At 64.5% G+C, this 19808-nt stretch carries 18 protein-coding genes and 1 tRNA gene; 9 read left to right on the forward strand and 10 right to left on the reverse strand.

Going from position 1 to position 19808, the window contains the following annotated elements; translation table 11 throughout:
- Positions 1 to 34 precede the first annotated feature (34 nt).
- Genes J6524_RS28050 through tsaD form a run of 3 tightly spaced genes read right to left on the reverse strand, consistent with a single transcriptional unit; the run spans position 35 to position 2506 of the window.
- Positions 35 to 448: an EVE domain-containing protein gene (locus J6524_RS28050; protein WP_171712661.1), complete on the reverse strand. Its 414-nt coding sequence runs from the start codon at positions 446 to 448 to the stop codon at positions 35 to 37.
- 2 nt (positions 449 to 450) lie between these two features.
- Positions 451 to 1431 carry an NAD(P)H-dependent glycerol-3-phosphate dehydrogenase gene (locus J6524_RS28055; protein ID WP_225676656.1) on the reverse strand — a complete coding sequence of 327 codons (981 nt, stop codon included), beginning with the start codon at positions 1429 to 1431 and terminating at the stop codon, positions 451 to 453.
- Position 1432: 1 nt separating this feature from the next.
- Positions 1433 to 2506, reverse strand: coding sequence for a tRNA (adenosine(37)-N6)-threonylcarbamoyltransferase complex transferase subunit TsaD (gene tsaD, locus J6524_RS28060; RefSeq protein WP_225676991.1), 1074 nt, complete (start codon positions 2504 to 2506; stop codon positions 1433 to 1435).
- Positions 2507 to 2629: 123 nt separating this feature from the next.
- Here tsaD and J6524_RS28065 point away from each other — a divergent pair, with 123 nt between their 5' ends.
- The 5 genes from J6524_RS28065 to J6524_RS28085 all read left to right on the forward strand — a co-directional run bounded on the left by J6524_RS28065 (position 2630) and on the right by J6524_RS28085 (position 7357).
- Positions 2630 to 3385 carry a uroporphyrinogen-III synthase gene (locus tag J6524_RS28065; RefSeq protein ID WP_225676658.1) on the forward strand — a complete coding sequence of 252 codons (756 nt, stop codon included), beginning with the start codon at positions 2630 to 2632 and terminating at the stop codon, positions 3383 to 3385.
- 109 nt (positions 3386 to 3494) lie between these two features.
- Positions 3495 to 4742, forward strand: coding sequence for a COG4223 family protein (locus tag J6524_RS28070; RefSeq protein WP_225676660.1), 1248 nt, complete (start codon positions 3495 to 3497; stop codon positions 4740 to 4742).
- Between the two features lie 25 nt (positions 4743 to 4767).
- Positions 4768 to 6561 (forward strand): heme biosynthesis protein HemY, encoded by a 1794-nt coding sequence (locus J6524_RS28075; protein WP_225676662.1) that lies wholly within the window; start codon positions 4768 to 4770, stop codon positions 6559 to 6561.
- A gap of 155 nt (positions 6562 to 6716) precedes the next feature.
- A tRNA-Thr gene (locus J6524_RS28080) sits at positions 6717 to 6792 on the forward strand.
- A 124-nt stretch (positions 6793 to 6916) separates the two neighbouring features.
- Positions 6917 to 7357, forward strand: coding sequence for a hypothetical protein (locus tag J6524_RS28085; protein WP_225676664.1), 441 nt, complete (start codon positions 6917 to 6919; stop codon positions 7355 to 7357).
- A 381-nt stretch (positions 7358 to 7738) separates the two neighbouring features.
- Here the strand turns inward: J6524_RS28085 and J6524_RS28090 are convergent, their stop codons facing one another.
- Entirely contained in the window at positions 7739 to 8791 is a 1053-nt protein-coding gene (locus J6524_RS28090) for a polysaccharide deacetylase family protein (RefSeq protein ID WP_225676666.1), read from the reverse strand.
- A gap of 207 nt (positions 8792 to 8998) precedes the next feature.
- Between J6524_RS28090 and J6524_RS28095 the strand changes: the two genes are divergently transcribed.
- Both J6524_RS28095 and J6524_RS28100 read left to right on the forward strand, forming a co-directional pair.
- A complete protein-coding gene (locus tag J6524_RS28095) occupies positions 8999 to 9277 on the forward strand; it encodes a hypothetical protein (protein WP_225676668.1) in 279 nt (92 codons plus the stop codon).
- A 225-nt stretch (positions 9278 to 9502) separates the two neighbouring features.
- Positions 9503 to 9730, forward strand: a complete 228-nt coding sequence (locus tag J6524_RS28100; RefSeq protein WP_225676670.1) for a hypothetical protein — start codon at positions 9503 to 9505, stop codon at positions 9728 to 9730.
- A 20-nt stretch (positions 9731 to 9750) separates the two neighbouring features.
- Here the strand turns inward: J6524_RS28100 and J6524_RS28105 are convergent, their stop codons facing one another.
- The 6 genes from J6524_RS28105 to J6524_RS28130 all read right to left on the reverse strand — a co-directional run bounded on the left by J6524_RS28105 (position 9751) and on the right by J6524_RS28130 (position 16635).
- Entirely contained in the window at positions 9751 to 9924 is a 174-nt protein-coding gene (locus J6524_RS28105) for a hypothetical protein (RefSeq protein WP_225676672.1), read from the reverse strand.
- Entirely contained in the window at positions 9921 to 11306 is a 1386-nt protein-coding gene (locus J6524_RS28110; protein ID WP_225676674.1) for an amidase, read from the reverse strand. The genes J6524_RS28105 and J6524_RS28110 overlap by 4 nt, the downstream gene beginning before the upstream one ends.
- Positions 11307 to 11336: 30 nt before the next feature.
- Positions 11337 to 12686 (reverse strand): TRAP transporter large permease, encoded by a 1350-nt coding sequence (locus tag J6524_RS28115; protein ID WP_225676676.1) that lies wholly within the window; start codon positions 12684 to 12686, stop codon positions 11337 to 11339.
- Positions 12683 to 13288, reverse strand: a complete 606-nt coding sequence (locus J6524_RS28120) for a TRAP transporter small permease subunit (protein ID WP_225676678.1) — start codon at positions 13286 to 13288, stop codon at positions 12683 to 12685. The genes J6524_RS28115 and J6524_RS28120 overlap by 4 nt, the downstream gene beginning before the upstream one ends.
- Positions 13289 to 13404: 116 nt before the next feature.
- Positions 13405 to 14526, reverse strand: a complete 1122-nt coding sequence (locus J6524_RS28125) for a TRAP transporter substrate-binding protein (protein ID WP_225676680.1) — start codon at positions 14524 to 14526, stop codon at positions 13405 to 13407.
- Positions 14527 to 14955: 429 nt separating this feature from the next.
- Positions 14956 to 16635: an MFS transporter gene (locus tag J6524_RS28130; RefSeq protein ID WP_225676682.1), complete on the reverse strand. Its 1680-nt coding sequence runs from the start codon at positions 16633 to 16635 to the stop codon at positions 14956 to 14958.
- 152 nt (positions 16636 to 16787) lie between these two features.
- On the opposite strand from J6524_RS28130, the gene J6524_RS28135 reads away from it, so the two are divergent.
- Complete coding sequence (locus J6524_RS28135) at positions 16788 to 18173, forward strand: hydrolase (RefSeq protein WP_225676684.1); 1386 nt, start codon at positions 16788 to 16790, stop codon at positions 18171 to 18173.
- A gap of 142 nt (positions 18174 to 18315) precedes the next feature.
- The gene (locus J6524_RS28140) at positions 18316 to 19695 is read left to right on the forward strand and encodes a cytochrome P450 (RefSeq protein ID WP_225676686.1); all 1380 of its coding nucleotides are present in this window, start codon (positions 18316 to 18318) and stop codon (positions 19693 to 19695) included.
- Positions 19696 to 19808: the final 113 nt, after the last annotated feature.

Here is a 19808-nt window from a genome sequence, read left to right on the forward strand (position 1 = left end):
GGATGAGGTCTGGCAGCCGTAGGCAATGACGCAGCTACAACCCGCCCATCTTGCAGACGAGTTTCCACTCTTCCGCTGTCACGGGCTGCACAGATAGCCGCGAATATTTCACCAGCGCCATGTCGGCGAGCTTCTTGTCAGCCTTGATCGCGGCCATCGTCACTGGCGTCTTCAAGGGCTTGTCGGCTTTGATATCGACGCAGACGAATTTGCCGGTCTTGTCGGTCGGATCAGGGTAAGCTTCCTTGATCACTTCCGCGATGCCGACGATCTCCTTGCCCTCGTTGGAATGGTAGAAGAAGGCCTTGTCGCCCTTCTTCATGTTGACGAGGTTCTGCCGGGCGGTGAAGTTGCGCACACCGGTCCAGGCTTCACCCTTGGCTCCCTTTGCGACCTGCTGGTCCCAGGACCAGGTTGACGGTTCGGATTTCACCAGCCAGTACGCCATCCTCATTCCTCCGCCTTGAACGGCCGCGTCATCAGGCCTTCGATCGCGGCGTCGATCGTGATCTTTCCGCTCAATATCGTCGCGACCGCATTTGATACCGGCATATCGACGTTTTGCGAAGCCGCGAGTTCGATCAGGACGGGTGCGGTGAATTCGCCCTCGGCGAGCTTGCCGCGGTTTGGCGTCTCGCCGCGACCGAGTGCGATGCCGAACGCCAAATTGCGCGACTGCGGACTGGAGCAGCTCAGGATCAGATCGCCGAGGCCCGAGAGCCCCGCCAAGGTTTCGCTGCGCGCGCCGCAGGCGCGGCCGAGGCGCGCAAGTTCGCTGAAGCCGCGCGTGGTCAGTGCGGCGAGCGCCGAGGCGCCGAGCTCGCGGCCGACGACGATGCCGGCGGCGATCGCCAGCACGTTCTTGGCGGCGCCGCCGATCTCGACCCCGCGAACGTCGGTGGTGTGATAGGGCCGGAACGTTGCCGAGCCCAGCGCCTGCACCAAATCGCTCGCCAGTTTTTCATCCTTTGCTGCAAGGGTCACTGCGGTCGGCAGGCCCCGTGCGACGTCGTCGGCGAAATTCGGGCCCGACAGGATCGCAGGGGTTGCGCCTGGTATGGCCTCGGCGATGACCTCGGTCATGAAGCGGTGCGTGCCGCGCTCGATGCCCTTGGCGCAGGCGACGACGGGGGTCGAGGGTTTCAGAAGCGGCGCCAGCGCGGTGGCTGCGTCGCGTGCATTCTGCGCCGGCGTTGCCAGCAGGACGATATCCGCCCGCGCTGCCTCGGCCATGTCGGCGGTGATGTTGATGCTTGCGTCGAGGCTGACGCCGGGCAGTTTTGGATTTTGCCGTGTCGCCTTGATCTGCGCGGCACTCTCGGCGCTCCGCACATAGATCGTGACGTCGCGGCCGGCACGTCTCGCGGCGCTGGCGAGCGCCGTGCCATACGCACCGGCGCCGATCACTGCGACGGATTGAAAGGACGCCATGTCAGAATCCTGCGCGCGTGTTGGCGAAGCCGGCCGGCGCTTTGGCGTTGGCATCTAGCAGCCAGCGCGCCCGTGGCGGCGCATCCATTGTATCGGTCAGGCCGAGCGCCATCCGCTCGGCACCGGCCCAGGCGATCATCGCGCCGTTGTCGGTGCAAAGCGCGGGCGGCGGAATGATCAGCGTGGTCTGCGCTTTTGCGGCGACGTCTTGCAGCGCGCCGCGGATGGCGTGATTGGCGGCGACACCGCCGGCGGCGACCAGCGCGCGGGGCGGACCAAATTGTTCGTAGAACACTCGCAAGCCGACGCTGAGGCGGTCCGCGGTCGATTCCAGCACCGCGGCCTGAAAGCTGGCGCAGAGGTCGCTGACATCCTGCGGCTCCAGCGGCATCATCCGGCTGGCTTCGTTGCGCACCGCCGTCTTCAATCCCGACAAAGAGAAGTTTGCATCGGGACGCCCGAGCATCGGCCGCGGGAAGGCGAACCGTCTGGCATCGCCGCTCGCCGCGGCGCGCTCGACCTCCGGGCCGCCCGGATAAGGCAGCGATAACATTTTGGCGACCTTGTCGAAGGCTTCGCCCATTGCGTCGTCGACGGTGGTGCCGAGCCGCACATATTGGCCGACGCCGACCACGGCGACGATCTGGGTATGACCGCCGGAGGCGAGGAACAGGCAATAGGGAAAGGCGAGCGCGCAGGTGAGCCGTGGCGTCAGCGCGTGGGCTTCGAGATGATTGACCGCGATCAGCGGCGTGTCATGCACCATCGCGATGGCCTTCGCAGTGGTAAGGCCGACGATGACGCCGCCGATCAGGCCCGGACCTGCGGCGGCTGCCACGGCGGAGAGTTGTGGAAAGCCGACATTCGCGTCCTTCATCGCCTGGGCGATGATGCCGTCGAGCAGGTCGACATGGGCGCGCGCCGCGATCTCCGGCACCACGCCGCCGAAACGGGCGTGTTCCGATGTCTGCGAGCGGACGATATTGGACAGGATCTTGCCGCTGCCGTCGCGCTGGCGCTCGACCACGGCGGCTGCGGTTTCATCGCAGGTGGTCTCGATACCCAGCACCAGCATCGGCTTGTCGTTGTCCAATTTCAGCCCTTGCGCGATCAGCAAAAACAACGTTTCCGTAACCGGGTAGCACTACGAGGTCGCAAGGTGCAATCGCCCGAATTGGGTTTGACGGAGATCTCAGATATGGCCGTCCTCGTCACGCGACCAAGCCCGGACGATGAGCTGACTGCAAAAGCGTTGCGCGCGCGCGGCCTTGAGGTGCTGCGCGCGCCGATGCTGCGGTTCGAAGCCGTCCCGTTCCAGGATGAGACGGAAGCGAATTATGGCGCGATCATCGTCACCAGCGCCAATGCGCTGCGCGCCGTCGCGCCTCAACTCGGGAACAGCGGTCTTCTCAAACTGCCGCTGTTTGCGGTCGGAGAACATACCGCAGCCGCAGCGCGCGAGGCCGGATTCGGCGAGGTGATCGTCGCAAAGGGCGACGCCGGCGCGCTGCGCGACCTGGTGCTGGGGCGCGCGAAATCAAAGCAACTGAAGAAGGCGAGCCCGATCCTGTACCTTGCAGGCGCCGATCTGGCGCGCGATCTTGCCGGTGAACTCGGCGAGAAGGGATTTACGGTGGTGACGCGCACCACCTATCGGATGGTGCCGGCCCCGAACCTGCCGCGGGAAATATGTGACGCCTTTGTGGCGCACAGGATTGAGGCGGTGCTGCATTATTCACGGCGCAGCGCGCGGGCCTTTCTCGAGGCGGCGCGCGCCGGCGGCGTCGAAATCTCCGCGCTGGCGCTGCCGCAATGCTGCATTTCGGCGACGGTCGCCGCGGTGCTGCGGGATGCTGGCGCGACCCAAGTCACCGCGGCGGCCTCCCCCGATGAAAATGCCCTGTTCGAGGCGCTGGAGCGGGCGTTGCAACCCCGATTGCGCACTAATCTTTAAGTCGAAGCAGGTCTTATCGGAAAACCGGTGCCGCCACGGCCACTTCGTGCTCTAACACGTCCGGATTCTGCTAAGTTCCGGCATCTAACGTTCAAAGGGAACCGCTGCGATGGTCGATAACAGGCCCGAAGACACTGGATCGCTGCCCGATGCGGGCCGGCCGAAGCGCGAGCCGCCGACCATCGATTTGGAGGCGGTGTCGAGCGAGACGAAGCGCCCGGCCGAGGCAACGCCCGAGCAGGCGGCCGATGCGGCGCCCGTGGTTGCGGCCGCTGAGCCGTCCCCCGAAGCCGCCAACGCTTCGGCGGACGAAAAGGCTCCGGTGGAAGAAGCGCCGGTTGCAGAGCCACCGTCACGGCCAGTCTCGCCCTGGATCGTCGCGCCGGTTTCCGGTGCGGTCGCGGCGGCGCTGGTGATCGGCGTCGGCTGGATGCTGGGCTGGCCCGCGATCCAGCCTGTCACCGTGCCGCCGGCTGCGCAGCAAAATGCCGCCGCGATTGACAGTCTGACCGCGCGGGTCGCCGGTCTCGAGGCGAAAGCCGGCAAGGCGGTCGCCGATCCCGCCGCGGCCGCACGCACTGAGGCGCTCGAAAAATCGGTCGCGACGCTGCGCACTGAACTCGCTACCGCACGTGCGCAGGGCGAGAAGCTGGCATCTGCCCTCAACGAGGTGAAGTCCGCGCCGCGCTCGGACGGCGCGGTGTCGCCGGATCTCACGGCGTTTGCAGAACGCATCGCCAGGATCGAGAACCAGGTGCGGACACAAGGCGCCGAGATCGCGCAGCAAGGCAGCAAGATCGCCGAAACTCAATCCGCGGATGCCAAGGCGGCCAACGACATGCCCTGGCGGCGGGTGCTGGCGGCGGCGCTGCTGGATGTGCTGGTGCGGGTCGGTGATCCCTATCCGACAGCGCTCGCGACGGCGAAATCACTGGCGCCTAGCCCGGACGCGTTGAAACCGCTCGAACAGTTTGCCGACACGGGCGTGCCGAACGCCGCGAAGCTGAGCACCGAACTGCTGGCGGTGGTGCCGAAGCTGCTGCCAGCCCAGCAGAATGCTGCCACGACCGGCACGGGCATCGTCGATCGCCTGCAGGCCGGCGCGGCCAAGCTGGTGAAGATCGAGCGCACCGACACCGTCGGCACCGATCGCAGCGCTGTGGTGGCGCGGATCACCGCAGCGGCGCTGCGAAATGATTTCAACGAGGCGCGGCGCGAACTGAAGACGCTCTCGCCGGAAGATCGCGCCGCGGCGCAAAGCTGGCTCGAGCGGGCCGACGCGCGCGACGCCGCGCTGGCTGCCTCCCGCCAATTTGCGGCCGATGCGATGGCCGTTCTCGCCAAACCGTCGGAATAGGAATTTTGTAAGTCTAAGGATTGCAATGATCCGGATCATTCTTTTTCTGTTGTTGATCGCGCTCGGTGCAGCGGGCGCAGCCTGGATTGCCGAACAGACCGGCGATGTCGTGCTGTCGTGGGACGGCTATCGCGTGCAGACCACGTTGCCGGTGTTCGCGCTCGGGCTCGGCATCGTCATCGTTGCGGCGATGATGGCGTGGGCGATTCTGCGCGGCCTGTGGCGCACGCCGGAACGCATCCGCCGTAACCGCCGCGAACGGCGTCAGGCCCGCGGCCGTCACGCGATCACGCAAGGGCTGCTGGCGATCGGCCACGGTGATTCCACCGCCGCGCGCATGCATGCCGAAGCTGCGCGCAAGCATGCATCACACGATCCGCTGTCGCTGCTGCTGCATGCGCAATCCGCGCAGCTCGACGGCGACCGCGAGGGCGCCCAGCGCGCCTTCCGGGCTATGGCGGAGCGCGAGGACACGCGGCTGCTCGGCCTGCGCGGCCTGTTCATCGAGGCGCAGCGCGCCGACGATCCCGTCTCCGCCGTGATGATCGCCGAGGAGGCGCTGAAGCTGTCGCCGTCCTCATCATGGGCATCGCACGCCGTGCTCGGCTTCTGCTGCGCCAAGGGCGACTGGGCCGGCGCGCTGAAGATTCTCGACAACAATCAATCGGCCGGGCTGATCGACAAGGCGACTTACCGGCGGCAGCGCGGCGTGCTGCTGACGGCGCGCGCGCTCGAGCTCGAAAAGGTCGACCGCGACCTGGCGCGCGAGAGCGTGATGGAAGCCGTCAAGCTGGCGCCGACGTTGGTGCCGGCGGCGGTGCTCGCTAGCAAGTTCGAGAGCGAGGCACACCAGGTGCGGCGTGCGATGCGCCTCGTCGAGACCGCATGGCTGGCGCAGCCGCATCCTGATCTCGCCGACGCCTACGCCCATGTGAAACTCGGCGATTCCGCGCGGCAGCGGCTGGTGCGCGTCGAGACGCTCGCGGCGAAGACGCCCGGTCATATCGAGGGCGCACTGGCGATTGCGCGCGCTGCGATCGACGCCTCCGAATTTGCGAAAGCGCGCGCGGCACTGGAGCCGTTCATTGCCGCACCGACGCAGCGCGTCGCGCTTCTGATGGCCGAGCTCGAACGCACCGAGCATGGCGATAGTGGCCGCGCGCGGGCGTGGACCTTGCGCGCGGTGCGCGCGCTGCACGATCCGGCCTGGACCGCGGATGGCTATGTCAGCGATCGCTGGCGGCCGGTCTCTCCGGTCAGCGGCCGGCTCGACGCCTTCCAGTGGCAGACACCGGTGGCGGCGCTGCCGTCCGACAAGGGACCTGCGATCGAATCCTCACCCTTCGAGGAAGCCATGCTGGCGACCCCGCGCCGCGCCGTCGTGATCGCGCCGCCCGAGCCCGCGAATGAGCCGCCGGCCGAACCCGCCGCCCCGGTCAAGCCGGAGCCGTCAGCCGCTCCGATCGCGCCGGCGGCACCCGCCGCGCAGGACAATACCCCGCCTGCGGCTGCCGCCACGGAACCGCCGGCCGCTGCCGAGGCAAGCCGCCCGGAGCCGACCGCCGAGGAGCCAACCCCGCCCCCGCAAAAGCCGGCCGAATTAGCCCCGCCACAGCCGGCTCCCCTGTTCCGCTCGCGCAAAGATATCCCGAGGGCCGTTCCGGCCACGATTCCGGCCGTGATCCCGCTGGTACGGGCGCCCGACGACCCCGGGGTCGACGAGGAAGGGCCGCCGGACGAATTCGCGGAACAAATCGGCCCGCCAAAGGCCCAGGCCGGCGGCTGGAAGGGATTTTTGTCACGCTGGGGTGGCAGCTAGCGGCTTAGTATCTTGTTTTGACGCGTTTTCTTGATGCGAGCCGGTGCTCACCCCGCTCGAAAGCGCTTCTGCCCTAGCGTTTATCTTGCCAATCGGGGCCGTCCCCGATATCAGGTGCGGGCGTTCGCGGGCTCACCCGCGCGCCGCTTCGGTTCGCCGCAATAGCTCAGTTGGTAGAGCACGTCATTCGTAATGACGGGGTCACAGGTTCGAGTCCTGTTTGCGGCACCACGCTTTCAGAGAGTTCGCCGAAAGGATCGCGCTCGCATTCACGGATGCGTTTGCGTGACTCAACTCACATAACAATCCGGCTGTCGCCAGTAGTCTCCCGGTCAACCACAGGGGAGATTTCATCATGCGTAAATTCATTCTGATTGCAGGATTTGTTCTGGCATCCGCCGCCGCGCAGGCCGGCGATCGGAGCCTTTCGCTCGGGGTTAATGACACGCAGCGTGCGCCGGCGCCTGCGAAAGCCATCGATGCGCCGAAAACCGCTGAAGCGCCGCAGGCTGTGGAAGCGCCGAGATATGTCGAGCGGCCGGCGATCGTCGAGCCGAAGGCTGAGACGCCCAAGGCCGAAGCACCCAAGGCGGACACACCCAAAGCCGAAGCGCCGAGGCCAACGGCGAAAGCCGCGCGGCTTGCCGCTCAGCGCTCGGGCGTTGCGCCATCAAGGCCGGCGTTCCGGAGAACGGCGTCGATGTCCAGGGGCATGAGGCCGGTCCGGCTCTACCGGAACTACCGCCTCGAAGCGCGTATCATCCACGCGCTGCATCGGTACGGGATCTATTGGTAAGCCCCAGCTATCTGCACGCGTCGTCATGCCCGGGCAAAAGCGCGAAGCGCGTCTTCGCGCTAGAGCATGATGATCTTTGATTGAATCGATTTGGCCGCAAACGCGCTTCACCTCTCCCGCTTGCGGGGGAGGTCGGCGCGAAAGCGCCGGGTGGGGGCTCTCTCCACTCGGGCAGCGTCGCCCGCGGAGACACCCCCACCCCAGCCCTCCCCCGCAAGCGGGAGAGGGAGCGCACCTTGGTCGCAATCAACCTGACATCATCACGCGCTAGATGTCCCGGGCATCCACGTTTCGGATGCTGCCACAAAGACGTGGATGGCCGGGACAAGCCCGGCCATGACGCGTGTGGTTGGAGTGGGCGCCAGCGAGCGCCGACTTCTCTTACTGCGAAACCGTCTGCACCACGCTGCTGATCGGGCGGCTGGCGACCGCGGGCATCTTCTGGTCCTTCACCAGCATCGCGTCATATTCGGGCAGGGTTTCGAGCTGCTCCTTGGCGCGCATCTGCACCACCTTGTAGCCGCCGGCTTTCAGGCGGCGCAGCAGCGTCGGCAAGGCCTGCGCCGTGCTCTTCTGCAGATCGTGCATCAGGATCACGCCCTTGCCCTGCTTGTCGAGCTTGGTCATGACGTTCTGGATGACCTGGTCGGGACCGGACGATTTGAAATCGTTGGAATCGACATCAACTGAAAACATCGAGATGTTGCGCGAGGCGAGATAGCCCAGCGCTCCTTGCGTGTGCGCCAGCCCCGGGAAGCGGAAGAACGGCGCGGGCGCGGTCCCCAGCGCCATCTTCACGGCGCTAAAGCCCTTCTCGATCTCTTCCTTGACCTGCGCTTCAGTCAGTTTCTTGCTGTCGAGATGCGCGTGCGACCAGGTGTGCGAGCCGATGGTGTGGCCGGCAGCAGCGACCTGCTTGAGAATTTCCGGATGATAAGTCGTGTGCTTGCCGACGGGGAAGAAGATCGCCTTGGTGCATTCATCGCTCAGCGCCTTCAGCACCGCCGGCGTGGTCGGCCACGGACCGTCGTCGAAGGTCAGCACCACTTCCCTGTCGGTCAGGAAGTCGAACTGCTTGTATTGCAGGAAGCCGAAGCCGGGGCCGCCTGTCGTGTCGATCACGACGGTGCGGCTGACGCCGAGCGCGTCCGGATTGGCGCAGGCTACTGCTGGCCGCGCCGGCAGTGGCGCGGGAAACGCCGCGGGAGCTGGCGTAAGGGCGGGGGCCGGTTTCGAGAGTCCAGCGGTGATCTCGACGTCGTCCTTGGGCGCGGGCCTGACTGCGGCGGGTGCCAGCAGCGGCTCGGCCGCACGGGCGGCGACGGTTTGAGGCGGGGCCGCATCGGTGCGCGGCGAGGAAGTCCAGAACCAAACGCCGGTGATGAGAACCGCCGTTACAAAACTGGCCAGCATCAGGCCCAACGCATTACGCATCGCTACTCTTTCCAGATACTCGGGATACACAGGCAATGGGCCATTATTGCCAACAATGTCTTAACGTCTGGCGAACACGCCTTGGTTAGGCGAAGAAAATGAGGGGGTTATCTTCGGGTGAGGTCAGTCACAGTCGCCGCGCGGTTCGAGGCGCATGCTCCCACCATCATCAACGGGCCCGCTGTGCCGGGCCAATGGGAGCCGACAATGACCGCAGTGTTCTTCAATACCGTTCGCAAGGTTAGTTTGGTGCTGGCCTTGACCGCCTCCTTCGCTGCCGTTTCCTCGACCGCGAGCTTCGCGTTCAGCTCGGAGGCGCAGCAGATGTGCACCGGCGACGCGTTTCGCCTCTGCAGCTCGGAAATCCCCAATATCCCGAAGATCACCGCCTGCATGATCAAGCACCGCGCCGATCTGAGCGCGGGCTGCCGCGCAGTGATGGATCGCAATCTTGCGGCGCAGAAGGGCAAGCTCGCCGCGAAATAACGGGCTCTGCCCCTCCTCTTTGGCTCTCGGGAACGCTTGCGTCGATCCGACGCGGGCGTTTTCGCTTTGGCGGGGACGCGATTTCGCCCTTCACAAATGCGTTGCCGGCCGCATTTGGGCTGCCGGATTCCCGTTTTGGCGCGTTTTCTGGACGTCAACCGGTGTCCACACTCGCGAAAACGCTATAGAACGCCCGAATTCCGTTCTCGTGGAAGGCAAATGCAAATGACCAAGATCCTTTTCGTTATTCCCCTGGTTCTGATGACTTCAGCAGCCTCGGCGCAGACGCCACAGGAGCGGCAGAAGGGGCATGATGCCTGCTCGCGCGACGTCTCGCGGTACTGCCGGGCGCACATGCAGTCTGGCGACCAGATCGTGCTTGCCTGTCTGAAGCAGAACCGCGCCAAGATCAGCAAGGGCTGCCAGCAGATGCTGGCGAGCCACGGGCAGTAGCCCGCGCCGGCAGCCGCGACTTATCGAGCTCCGTTTCCGTTGGCGCGCAACGATTGGTAGAAATCGTAGACCAGCAGCGCCATCACCAGCACACAGATGATGATCAGGGGCGGCGCCTTGATCCACCACAGCAGGATGCCGAGAAACGTGCAGACGCCGACAATGCCGATCAGTCCGGTGATGAAATTCGTCATCTGCCGCTCCTTGTTTGTGCGCGACGCGCCCGGGCATTCGGAGATGCGGCTCTGCCGCGTTTTCCAAGTTTATTGACAAGCCAGTTGGCTGTTCGCAAGAGCCGCGCGTCGTTGCCGCGGCGCCCAACCAGCTGCACGCCGATGGGCAGGCCGCTTTCCGATTGCAGCAGCGGCAGCGTTATCGCCGGCGTGCCTAGATAGGTCCATGTCGAGCAGAACACCGGGTTTCCGGTGCTGTCGAGGCCGCGCGGCGCCGGGCCCGGCGCGGCCGGGGTCAGAATGGCGTCGTATTCGTCGAACACGCCGTCAAGCGCCGCGTTGAGCGAGGCGCTGCCGGCTAGCGCACGCGCATAGTCGACCGCCAGGACCTTGCGCCCGCGCTCGATCAACGCGCGCAGCATCTCGCTCAAGGAATCGCCGCCCTGCTCGAAATCGCGATGCAGGTTGTGCGCCATCTCCACTTCCATGATGGTGCGGTGCATGTCGACGGCGCGCTCGAAAGAGGGGCCAAGCTCGACCTCGGAAACGTATTCGCCCAGAGTTTCGACCAGTTCGGCGAACGCTTCCGTGGTCACTTTCTCGGCATGCTTCCAGGCGGGCGAGCGGATGAAGGCAAAGCGCGGCGGCAAGGGCGGCTCGCTTGCCGCCACGTCAACAAAGGGCGGACGAGCGATGGCGCGCGTATCCGGGTCCTCCTCGTCGAAGCCGGCAAGTGTCTGTGCGAGCAGCGCCGCATCGCCAACCGAGCGCGCAAATACGCCGACATGATCGAGCGCCCGCGACAGCAGCAGCGCGCCGCTGCGCGGAATGAGACCGTGTGTCGGCTTGAAGCCGACCACACCGCAGAACGCGGCCGGCCGGATCACGCTTCCATTGGTCTGCGAACCGATCGCGCCAGGTACCATCAAGGCCGCCACCGCCGCAGCCGAGCCCGAGGACGAGCCTCCCGGCGTGTGGTCAGGGTTGTGCGGGTTTCTGGTCTTGCCCGGACTGAAGTAGGCGTATTCGGTGGTCACCGTTTTGCCAAGGATCACCGCCCCTGCCGCGCGCAGGCGCGCCACGGCAGCGGCGTCGCGCCGCGGCGTACGTCCGGCCCAAAGTTTTGAGCCGAATTCGGTCGGCATATCGGAGGTGTCGAAGATGTCCTTGATGCCAACAGGCACGCCGTGCAGCGGACCCGTGGCCTTGCCCTGCTTGCGGTGGTCGTCGGCAGCCTGCGCCTGCTGCATCGCGTATTCGCGGTCGAGGAAGGTCCACGCCTCGATGTCGCGATCGACTTCGTCGATGCGCCTGAGGCAATCGGCAACCAGCTCGACCGAACTCAGCCGTCCCTCGCGAATGCCGGCCGCGGCTTGCGTGAGGCTAAGCTCAGCGAGACTCATGTGCACACTTCCAACGGTTCACCGAAAGGCTCACCGCGATCCATAGAGATAGCTGGGCAACCACAACGCAATTTCCGGGAAAACGTAGACGAGGACCATGGTGAAAAAGACCAGGAAGACGAAGGGAAGCGCGCCCGAGAAGATGTCGGTGAGCTTCACCTGTGGCGGCGCCACGCCCTTCAAATAGAAGGCAGCCATCGCGACGGGCGGTGTATTGAACGCCGTCTGTGTGTTCAGTGCGACCAGGATGCCAAAGAAGATTGGATCGATGCCGTACTGAGGGAGCAGCGGCAGGAAGATCGGCACGAAGATGATGATGATCTCCGTCCATTCCAGCGGCCAACCGAGCAGGAAGATGATGATCTGGGTCAGTATCAGGAACTGGGTTGGCGACAGATTGAGCGAGGTGAAGAACTGCTCGACCACCGACTGTCCGCCGAGAACGGCAAACACCGCGGAGAAGGTCCACGACCCGATGAAGAGGTAACAGACCATCGCGGTAGCGCGCACGGTCAGGTAAACCGACTCGCGCATCATCGTGTAGTTGAGCGAGCGATAGGCCGCTGCCAGAACGATGCTCATGAGCGCGCCCACCGCCGCCGCCTCGGAGGGCGTCGCCAGCCCGAAAAGGATCGCACCGAGCACTGCTACGATGAGCAGCGCGAGCGGCAGGAATGATGTGGCAAGCGCCCAAACCACCGTGGACAGCGGAACGTTGGTCTGCTCGGGTGGCAGCTTCGGCGCGAGCGCGGGATTGATGATGGCACGCGCCATGGCATAGAGGATGTAGAGCAGAGCCAGCAGGAATCCGGGAAAGAATGCTGCCGCATAGAGCTTGACCGCTGAAACGCCGGCAGTAGCCGCATAGACGATCAGGAGGATGCTCGGAGGAATCAGGATGCCGAGGCAGCCGCCGGCGCAGACCACGCCTGCGGACAGCTTGGTATCGTAGCCGGCGCGCAGCATTGCCGGCAATGCCAGCAGGCCCATCAGCGTGACCACGGCGCCGACGATGCCGGTAGCGGTTGCGAACATCGCGCAGGTGATGAGTGTGGCCACTGCGAGCGCGCCCGGCACGTTCTTCATCGACAATTGCAGCGAGTAGAACAGGCGGTCGAGAATGTTTGCGCGCTCGACCAGGTAGCCCATGAAGAGGAATAGCGGAACCGCGACCAGCACGTCGCTGGATGTGACCTCGAAGGTCTTCTGCACCAACAGCGTAAAGATACGGTTCTGGAAGAACTCCTGACCGGGCGTGTAATAGGCATAGAAGCCGAACGAGACGCCCATCGCCATCAGCGTAAAGGCGATCGGGAAGCCGAGCATGATGATGAAGATGAACAGCCCCAGCATCAGCATGCCGAGTTGAGGGTCGGTCATGCGCCTGCTCCTTTTTCGCTCGTCTCCGCCGCAGCCTGCTGCTGTTGATGTTCGCGAATGATGAGGCTCTCGGTTTCCTCCACGTCGTGCAGGCGTTGCGGCCATTGACCGCTGCGTATGCACAGCACACAGCGGATGATTTCAGCGAACCCTTGCAGAAACAGCAGCAAACCGGTGACCGGGATCAGCGCCTTCAGCGGAAACACCGGCACGCCGGCCGGGCTGAAGATGCTGACTTCGCGGAAGCGCACTGACATGTCGGCATAGTTCCAGCCCGAATACATCAGCGCGGCGATCGCCGGCAGGAAAAACAGTACATAGAGAACCAGGTCCATCGTCGCCTGGGTGCGCGGCGACCAGAGGCGGTAGACCACGTCGGCGCGCACATGGCCGTTGCGCGAAAGGGTGTAAGCGCCGGCCATCAGGAACATCGCGCCATAGGTGATGTAGCTGATGTCGAATGCCCAGGTGGTCGGCGCACGCAGCACGTAGCGCATGAACACCTCGTAGCTGACGCCGAGCGTGAGCACGAGGATCAGCCAGGCGAACGCCTTGCCGACCCAGGTGCTGAGTTCATCGATGAAAAACAGAAATTTTGTCATGCGAGCTGAACTCGCGGCAAGTCGCACATTCGGATGTCCCCCACCAGTTCCTGGCTGGGCGGCGCGTCAACCGCGCCGTCCTCTATTCATCCCGCGCCCCCAGCGCGCGGAGGCCGTCACACCTTGAGCACACCCGGGAAGTGATGCTCGAAGGCGCCACGGTAATCCGTTGCGTTGGTCATGTTGTAGTAAACCACGCGGCGCACCCATGCCTTCTGCGAGTCCATCACCTTCTTCATGAATGGATCCGACCCGAGCTGGGCGATCAAGCCATCCCATGCCTTGATCTGCGCATCGAACACGGACTTCGGCGTCCGCTGAACGTTGACCTTGTCCTTGTTGATCAGTTCCTGGAGGTCCTTGGAGTAATAGTCCATCCCCTTCCATTCATTGGCGGAGGAAACCGCCTCTGCAGCATACTGCAGGATCGCCTTATGCTCGGCCGGCAGCGCATTATACTTCGTGCGGTTGAACATGATCTCGAAGTATTCCGTCGCCTGATGGTGGCTGCCCAACATGTAGTTCTTGGCGACGTCCTGCGCGCCGAAGCGCCTGTCCGATGTCGGATTGTTGAATTCGAATCCGTCGATCACGCCGCGCTCCATGGCCGGCACGATTTCACCGCCCGGAAGCTGCGCGACAGAGGCGCCCATCGCCTGGAACAAATCGGCGGCGAGACCCACGGTGCGGTACTTGAGTCCCCTCAGGTCGGCGTCGCTATTGATCGGCTTCTTGAACCAGCCGAGCGGCTGGGTCGGCATCGGCATCGCGAAGAAGCTCTTGATATTGACCTTCATGATCTGGGTCTGGAGTTCCTCGAACAGCTCCTTGCCACCGCCGTTGTGAATCCAGCCAAGACCCTCATTGGCGTTGAAGCCGAACACCGGTCCGGTGCCGAACAGCGACGCCGCCTTGTGCTTGCCGTACCAATAGACGGTCACCGTGTGAGCCGCGTCGATCTGGCCGCCGTGCACGCCGTCGAACACCTGGAACGGATGCACGACAGAGCCGCCGACCAGATAGTCGATGCGCAGCCGGCCGCCGGCCATGTCATTGACGCGTTTCACATAGTCTTCGGCCATTTCGTTAAAGACGTCGGCCTTGCCCCACGAGCCCTGCATTCTCAGGGTCACGGTCTGCGCCCGGCTAACTTGCGGCATCGCAATCACCGCGCCGCCGGCGGCTGCAGCCGTCAGGAAGCGGCGGCGCGACGTTTTTGTATCGCTACGCTTGCTCATGAGTTCCTCCCGGTTAAATTGTCACCCGTCATTGGCGCGGGCTTGTTTTGTCTTGACGGCAAGTCAACGGCTTGCGCGGCGCTTTGGCAAGTGGGAAGTGCGCGGCGATCTTGCTAATTCCTTCCGCGGTAAACAGCGCTGTCGTTTCGCAGACGCGAAACGACGCTCGCTCAGCGGAGCGAAAGCGCACAGAATTCTTGCACTTTAGTCGCAAGAAATCAGCCGCGAGAAATCGCCGGAGCGGTGCCGGTAGCCGTCTGAAACCAGTTGGCTGATTTTATTCCCGCGCCATTCTGCGCCCAAAAGTCGCGTCCGCTATCGACGTGCCGACCCATAGCGTTTTCGAGCGAAGTGGACACCGGTTCGCGTCAGGAAAACGTGTCACAATAAGACTCTGGAGCCCTGTTCTGATTCAATCAGAACCGGGCTCTAAGTGCTGCTGCCGGCTGCTGTCGCAACCACGGGCAGTACCTCGTTGGCGGCGCGGTCGGGGGTATCCTCCTTCCAGCGCACCGAGCCGAACGGCCGCTCCAGCATGCGGCGGACGCGGATCGGCTCGGGCCCGAGATGAAAGTCGATCGCGCGCTGGTGCAGGGCGCGCTCGGACTGCGTGGCGCGGTTGCGCTGGCGCAGATAGTCCAGCCAGGTCGGGCAGTGGTAGCGTTCGGTCCACAATTCGGGGTCGGCGATGTCGCGCGCGATCGACCAGCCATAGGCGCCGTTACGCTGCCGGCTGAGCTGCACTTCCTGCATGACATTGTGGAAGGCGCGGGCATTGTCCTGCGCGACGCGGTATTCGATCTCCACCACCAACGGCCCGCTGCGCCCGGTCAGCGACAGCCGCACCTCCGGATCGGCCAGCGCCTCGGCGGGTGGCTCGTAACGCGCGCCGACCGGCGGCATGCGGAGCCAGATGCCGAGCAGCGGGGACAGCAGCATCAAGCCGGCCGAGACCAGCAGCGCCACCTCGACGCCGGCGATGTCGGTGAGGTAACCCCAGCCCCAGCTTCCGATCGCAATGCCGCCGGCAATTGCGGCCTGGAATGCCGCCAGCGAGCGCCCGGCGACCCAGCGCGGCGCCGAGAGCTGCACGCCGATATTGAACAGGGCGACCGCCAGCATCCACACCGCTCCCGCGACCACGAGCGCAATCGCCGTCAGGATGGCGTTTGTGCTGAGCGCGACGGCGGCTATCGCGCCGGCCAAAGATATCGTGCAAGCGCGCACGGCGGCCTCGCCGCTCAATTGTTTTCGGACGGAGCCGATGTTCAAGGCGCCGAATACGGCACCCATGCCGAAGGCGCCGAGCATGACGCCATAGGTCTGCGCGCCGCCATGCAGTAGATCGCGCGCGATCAGCGGCATCAGCGCCGAGATCGAACCGCCGATGATGCCGGTGACGAGCGTGCGGGTCAGCACGATCTTGATCGACGGCGAGTTGGTGATGTAGCGCACGCCGGAGACCATCGCGCGGTTGAGCCGCTCGCGCGGCAGCCGCGACGGCTCGGTGACCCGCTTCCAGAGAAACAGCACGATCAGTAACGGCAGATACAGCACCGCGTTGATGGCGAAGGCCGCAACTGCGCCCGCAGTCGCGACGATGATGCCGCCGATCGCAGGGCCGAAGCTGCGCGCGATGTTGTAGCTGATGCCGTTGAGCGCGACCGCCGCCGGCAGAGTTTCGGCAGGCACCTGCTCGCTGACCGAAGACTGCCAGGCCGGTCCCATCAGCGCCATGCCGGTGCCGACGATGAAACAGAACAGCAGGAGCACGTTGGGGGTGACCCAGCTGAACCACGAGAGCACGGTGAGCGCGGTCGCGCCGACCAGCGCGATCAATAGCGACACCATCGCCACGATGCGGCGGTCGTGCATGTCGGCGATGGCGCCGGCCGGCATCGAGATCAGCATGATCGGCAGCATCAGCGCTGTCTGCACCAGCGCGACTTTGTCGGCGGAAGAGGTCATTTGCGTCATCGCCCAGGCGGCGCCGACGCCCTGGATCAGGATGCCGAGATTGGATAACAGGCTGGCCAGCCAGATGCGCCGGAACACCGAATGCCGCAGCGGTGCGGTGATACTATCGGAGCGCTTTGGCGGTTCGGTCATATCCGGTTCCGATTGGGCTGCTATGAGCGGCGATGATTCCCGCAGGCCCTCTCACAGATGCCTGCGAAAACCTTGTTCTGTCCAGTAGTTAGGTCGCTGTGAGATCGGCTAGAGCACAGCCAAGGTACCGAAAGATGACGGGAGGAGCCAAAATGAGGCTGACGCGGCGAACGATGCTGTGGAGCGCCGGTGCGCTACCCTTGCTGGCAGGCAACCTCGCCGGCAATCCCCGCTTTTCCGCACTCGCGCAGACCGCGCTGACGCCTTCCGCGGCGGGCGAGATTCCGCCGATCCTGTTCGTTCACGGCAATGGCGACCACGCGGCGCTGTGGATCACCACACTGTGGCGGATGGAATCGAATGGCGTGCCGCGCGAGCGAATGATGGCGATCAGCTTCACCAATCCTCTTGCGCGCAGCGATGACAGACTGGAGCAAGTGAACCGTTCTTCGACCGAAGACCAGCGCCGGGAACTTGCTGAGGCCGTCAAGGAATTCAAGCGGCGCACCAGCGCGTCGCGCATCGCACTGGTCGGCAATTCGCGCGGCGGCTATTCGATTCGCAACTACATCAAGAATGGCGGCGCGGCCGATATCAGTCACGCGGTACTGTGCGGCGTTCCGAACCATGGCATCTATGAATGGGACGAAACTCTCGGCAGCGAGTTCAATGGCCGGGGTCCGTTCCTGCGCGGCTTGAACGAGGGTGAGAGCGAAGTGACGCCGGGCCCGGCGTTTCTCACCCTGCGCAGCGACGGCATGGACAAATATGCGCAAACCGATGGACGCTTCGTTGGCAAGCCTGGCACGCCCACCGGTGTGACGTCGGAGAGTCCGGCGCTGAAGGGCGCGACCAATCTCGTGCTTGGCGCGCTTGATCACCGCGAGGTCGCCTTTCATCCGCGCGCATTTCGCGAAATCTACAAATTCATTGCAGGGAAGGAGCCATCGCGGATCGAGATCGTGCCGGAGGCGGAGGTCAGGCTGAGTGGCCTTGTGACCGATACGCCGGGCGGCGTCGTTACCAACCGTCCCCTTTCCGGCGCCACGGTTGAAATCTACCGCGTCTCTCCCGACACCGGGGAGCGTAGCGGCGGGCCGATCCATTCGTCGCAGACCGGAGCCGATGGCCGTTGGGGTCCAGCGCTGGTCGAACCGAGCTGGTATCTCGAAATCGTGCTGACCTCGCCTGGTTCGTCGACGACCCATTTCTATCGCTCGCCGTTCCCGCGCTCCTCCGATATTGTCAATCTGCGCGCAGCACGTCCGCTCGGGTCGGCCGATGCGGGTGCGGGCGCCGTGGTGCTGATGACGCGTCCACGCGGCTATTTCGGCCTGCCGCGCGACGTGGTGCTGATCGACGGCAAGGAGCCGAAGGACGTGAAGTCAGGCGTGCCGACCGACTCGGTTACGACCCTGCGGCTTGCCGCAGCGGAGGTTGGCCGGCCGGTGGTAGCCATCTTCAATACAGAGCGAATCGTGGCGCGGGCCTGGCCGGCCTCGGAAAACCGGATTGCGGTCGCGGAACTGACCTACTAGCTGTTCTTAGATCGGCGCCTTTGCGGCGCCTGGATCATAGGCTTAGATATGATCGTAGCCCCGCATGAGCGCAGCGATATGCGGGGGCTTTGGTACAATCCCGGATATCGCTTCGCTCATCCGGGCTACGGGGTAGCGACCCATGAGCATTGCCGAAGCCTACGATATTCCGGTGTCACCGCTGGTGCCGCCGAGCCCGCCACGGGCGCCGGAGAACATGACCGTGTTCGGGCGGATCAAGGCGATCCGCGAAAGCCCGATCGGGATGTGGGGCCAAAGGGCCTATGAGGAAGATATCATCCAGGGGCGTTTCCTCGGCCGCAGCAGTTTCATTCTCAACGCGCCTGACGCCATCAAGCATGTGCTGGTCGACAATTACGAAAACTATACCCGCACACCGGTGAGCTTCCGGGTGTTGCGACCGATCCTGGGCCAGGGTCTTCTGATCGCCGAAGGACGCGCGTGGAAGCATCAGCGTCGGACGCTGGCGCCGGCGTTCACGCCGCGCGCGGTGATGACGCTCGTTCCGCACATGCTGGCCGCGACCGACGAGACCGTTGCCAAGCTCAGGGCTGCCAGCAATGCGCCCGTCGATCTGCGCGAGGCGATGCAGCGGATGACGCTGGAGATCGCGGGACGCACGATGTTCTCGTTCGGCATGGAGCGGCACGGCGCGACCTTGCGCGACTTCGTGATGGAATATGGCGAGCACTTGGCACGGCCGAATTTTCTCGATCTGCTGCTGCCGCTGAGCTGGCCGAGCCCGCAGGATCTGTCCCGCGCGCGTTTCCGCAAGCGCTGGACCGCCTTCGTCGGCATGCTGATGGCTGAGCGGCGCGCCGCCGGCAAGAAGGCGGGCGCACCGGCGCGCGACCTGTTCGACCTGATGGGCGAGGCACGCGATCCCGAAACCGGCCAGGCCTTTACCGACGATCAGCTTGGCGATCAGGTCGCGACCATGATTCTCGCCGGCCACGAGACGACGGCGACAGCGCTGTTCTGGGCGCTCTATCTGCTGGCGCTCGATCCCGCCACGCAGGAGGAGCTGGCGCGGGAAGTGCAGGGCGCGACCGCCAGCGGCGCGCTTGACCTCGATCGGCTGAAATTCACTCGCGCGGTGATGGACGAGACGATGCGGCTCTATCCGCCGGCGTTCTTGATCGCGCGTGCAGCAGCTGGGCCGGACACGATCGCGGGACTTCCGATCAAGAAGAAGGACGTCATCCTGATCGCGCCATGGATCTTGCATCGGCACGAAAAATTCTGGCGCGATCCGAACGCCTTCATCCCATCCCGCTTCATGACCGGCACGCCGCCCGACCGCTTCGCCTATCTGCCGTTCGGCGTGGGCCCGCGCGTCTGCATCGGTGCGCATTTTGCGCTGGTCGAGGCGACGCTGGCGCTGGCCAAGATGATCGGCACGTTTCGCGTCACCCTCGTCAACAAGGAGCCGGTCAAGCCGATCGGTGTGGTCACGACACAGCCTGATCGTTCGCCGATGTTTTGCATCACGGCCCGATAAGTGTCTTGCGAGCCGGAGCCGATCTGCTCGTTCTCCGGTTCGCGCGAAGAAAATGCGTCAAACAGAAGAGCGCATCTTGCGAAGCTGCGTTACGAGCGTCATCTAGGTTGTCA

The sequence above is a fragment of the Bradyrhizobium hereditatis genome (genome assembly GCF_020329435.1).
Lineage (GTDB): Bacteria > Pseudomonadota > Alphaproteobacteria > Rhizobiales > Xanthobacteraceae > Bradyrhizobium > Bradyrhizobium hereditatis.

Bases quoted from the DNA above. Each gene is read 5' to 3' on its own strand.
- J6524_RS28050 (WP_171712661.1), bottom strand. From the start codon at position 448: ATGGCGTACTGGCTGGTGAAATCCGAACCGTCAACCTGGTCCTGGGAC.
- J6524_RS28055 (WP_225676656.1), bottom strand. From the start codon at position 1,431: ATGGCGTCCTTTCAATCCGTCGCAGTGATCGGCGCCGGTGCGTATGGC.
- tsaD (WP_225676991.1), bottom strand. From the start codon at position 2,506: ATGCTGGTGCTGGGTATCGAGACCACCTGCGATGAAACCGCAGCCGCC.
- J6524_RS28065 (WP_225676658.1), top strand. From the start codon at position 2,630: ATGGCCGTCCTCGTCACGCGACCAAGCCCGGACGATGAGCTGACTGCA.
- J6524_RS28070 (WP_225676660.1), top strand. From the start codon at position 3,495: ATGGTCGATAACAGGCCCGAAGACACTGGATCGCTGCCCGATGCGGGC.
- J6524_RS28075 (WP_225676662.1), top strand. From the start codon at position 4,768: ATGATCCGGATCATTCTTTTTCTGTTGTTGATCGCGCTCGGTGCAGCG.
- J6524_RS28085 (WP_225676664.1), top strand. From the start codon at position 6,917: ATGCGTAAATTCATTCTGATTGCAGGATTTGTTCTGGCATCCGCCGCC.
- J6524_RS28090 (WP_225676666.1), bottom strand. From the start codon at position 8,791: ATGCGTAATGCGTTGGGCCTGATGCTGGCCAGTTTTGTAACGGCGGTT.
- J6524_RS28095 (WP_225676668.1), top strand. From the start codon at position 8,999: ATGACCGCAGTGTTCTTCAATACCGTTCGCAAGGTTAGTTTGGTGCTG.
- J6524_RS28100 (WP_225676670.1), top strand. From the start codon at position 9,503: ATGACCAAGATCCTTTTCGTTATTCCCCTGGTTCTGATGACTTCAGCA.
- J6524_RS28105 (WP_225676672.1), bottom strand. From the start codon at position 9,924: ATGACGAATTTCATCACCGGACTGATCGGCATTGTCGGCGTCTGCACG.
- J6524_RS28110 (WP_225676674.1), bottom strand. From the start codon at position 11,306: ATGAGTCTCGCTGAGCTTAGCCTCACGCAAGCCGCGGCCGGCATTCGC.
- J6524_RS28115 (WP_225676676.1), bottom strand. From the start codon at position 12,686: ATGACCGACCCTCAACTCGGCATGCTGATGCTGGGGCTGTTCATCTTC.
- J6524_RS28120 (WP_225676678.1), bottom strand. From the start codon at position 13,288: ATGACAAAATTTCTGTTTTTCATCGATGAACTCAGCACCTGGGTCGGC.
- J6524_RS28125 (WP_225676680.1), bottom strand. From the start codon at position 14,526: ATGAGCAAGCGTAGCGATACAAAAACGTCGCGCCGCCGCTTCCTGACG.
- J6524_RS28130 (WP_225676682.1), bottom strand. From the start codon at position 16,635: ATGACCGAACCGCCAAAGCGCTCCGATAGTATCACCGCACCGCTGCGG.
- J6524_RS28135 (WP_225676684.1), top strand. From the start codon at position 16,788: ATGAGGCTGACGCGGCGAACGATGCTGTGGAGCGCCGGTGCGCTACCC.
- J6524_RS28140 (WP_225676686.1), top strand. From the start codon at position 18,316: ATGAGCATTGCCGAAGCCTACGATATTCCGGTGTCACCGCTGGTGCCG.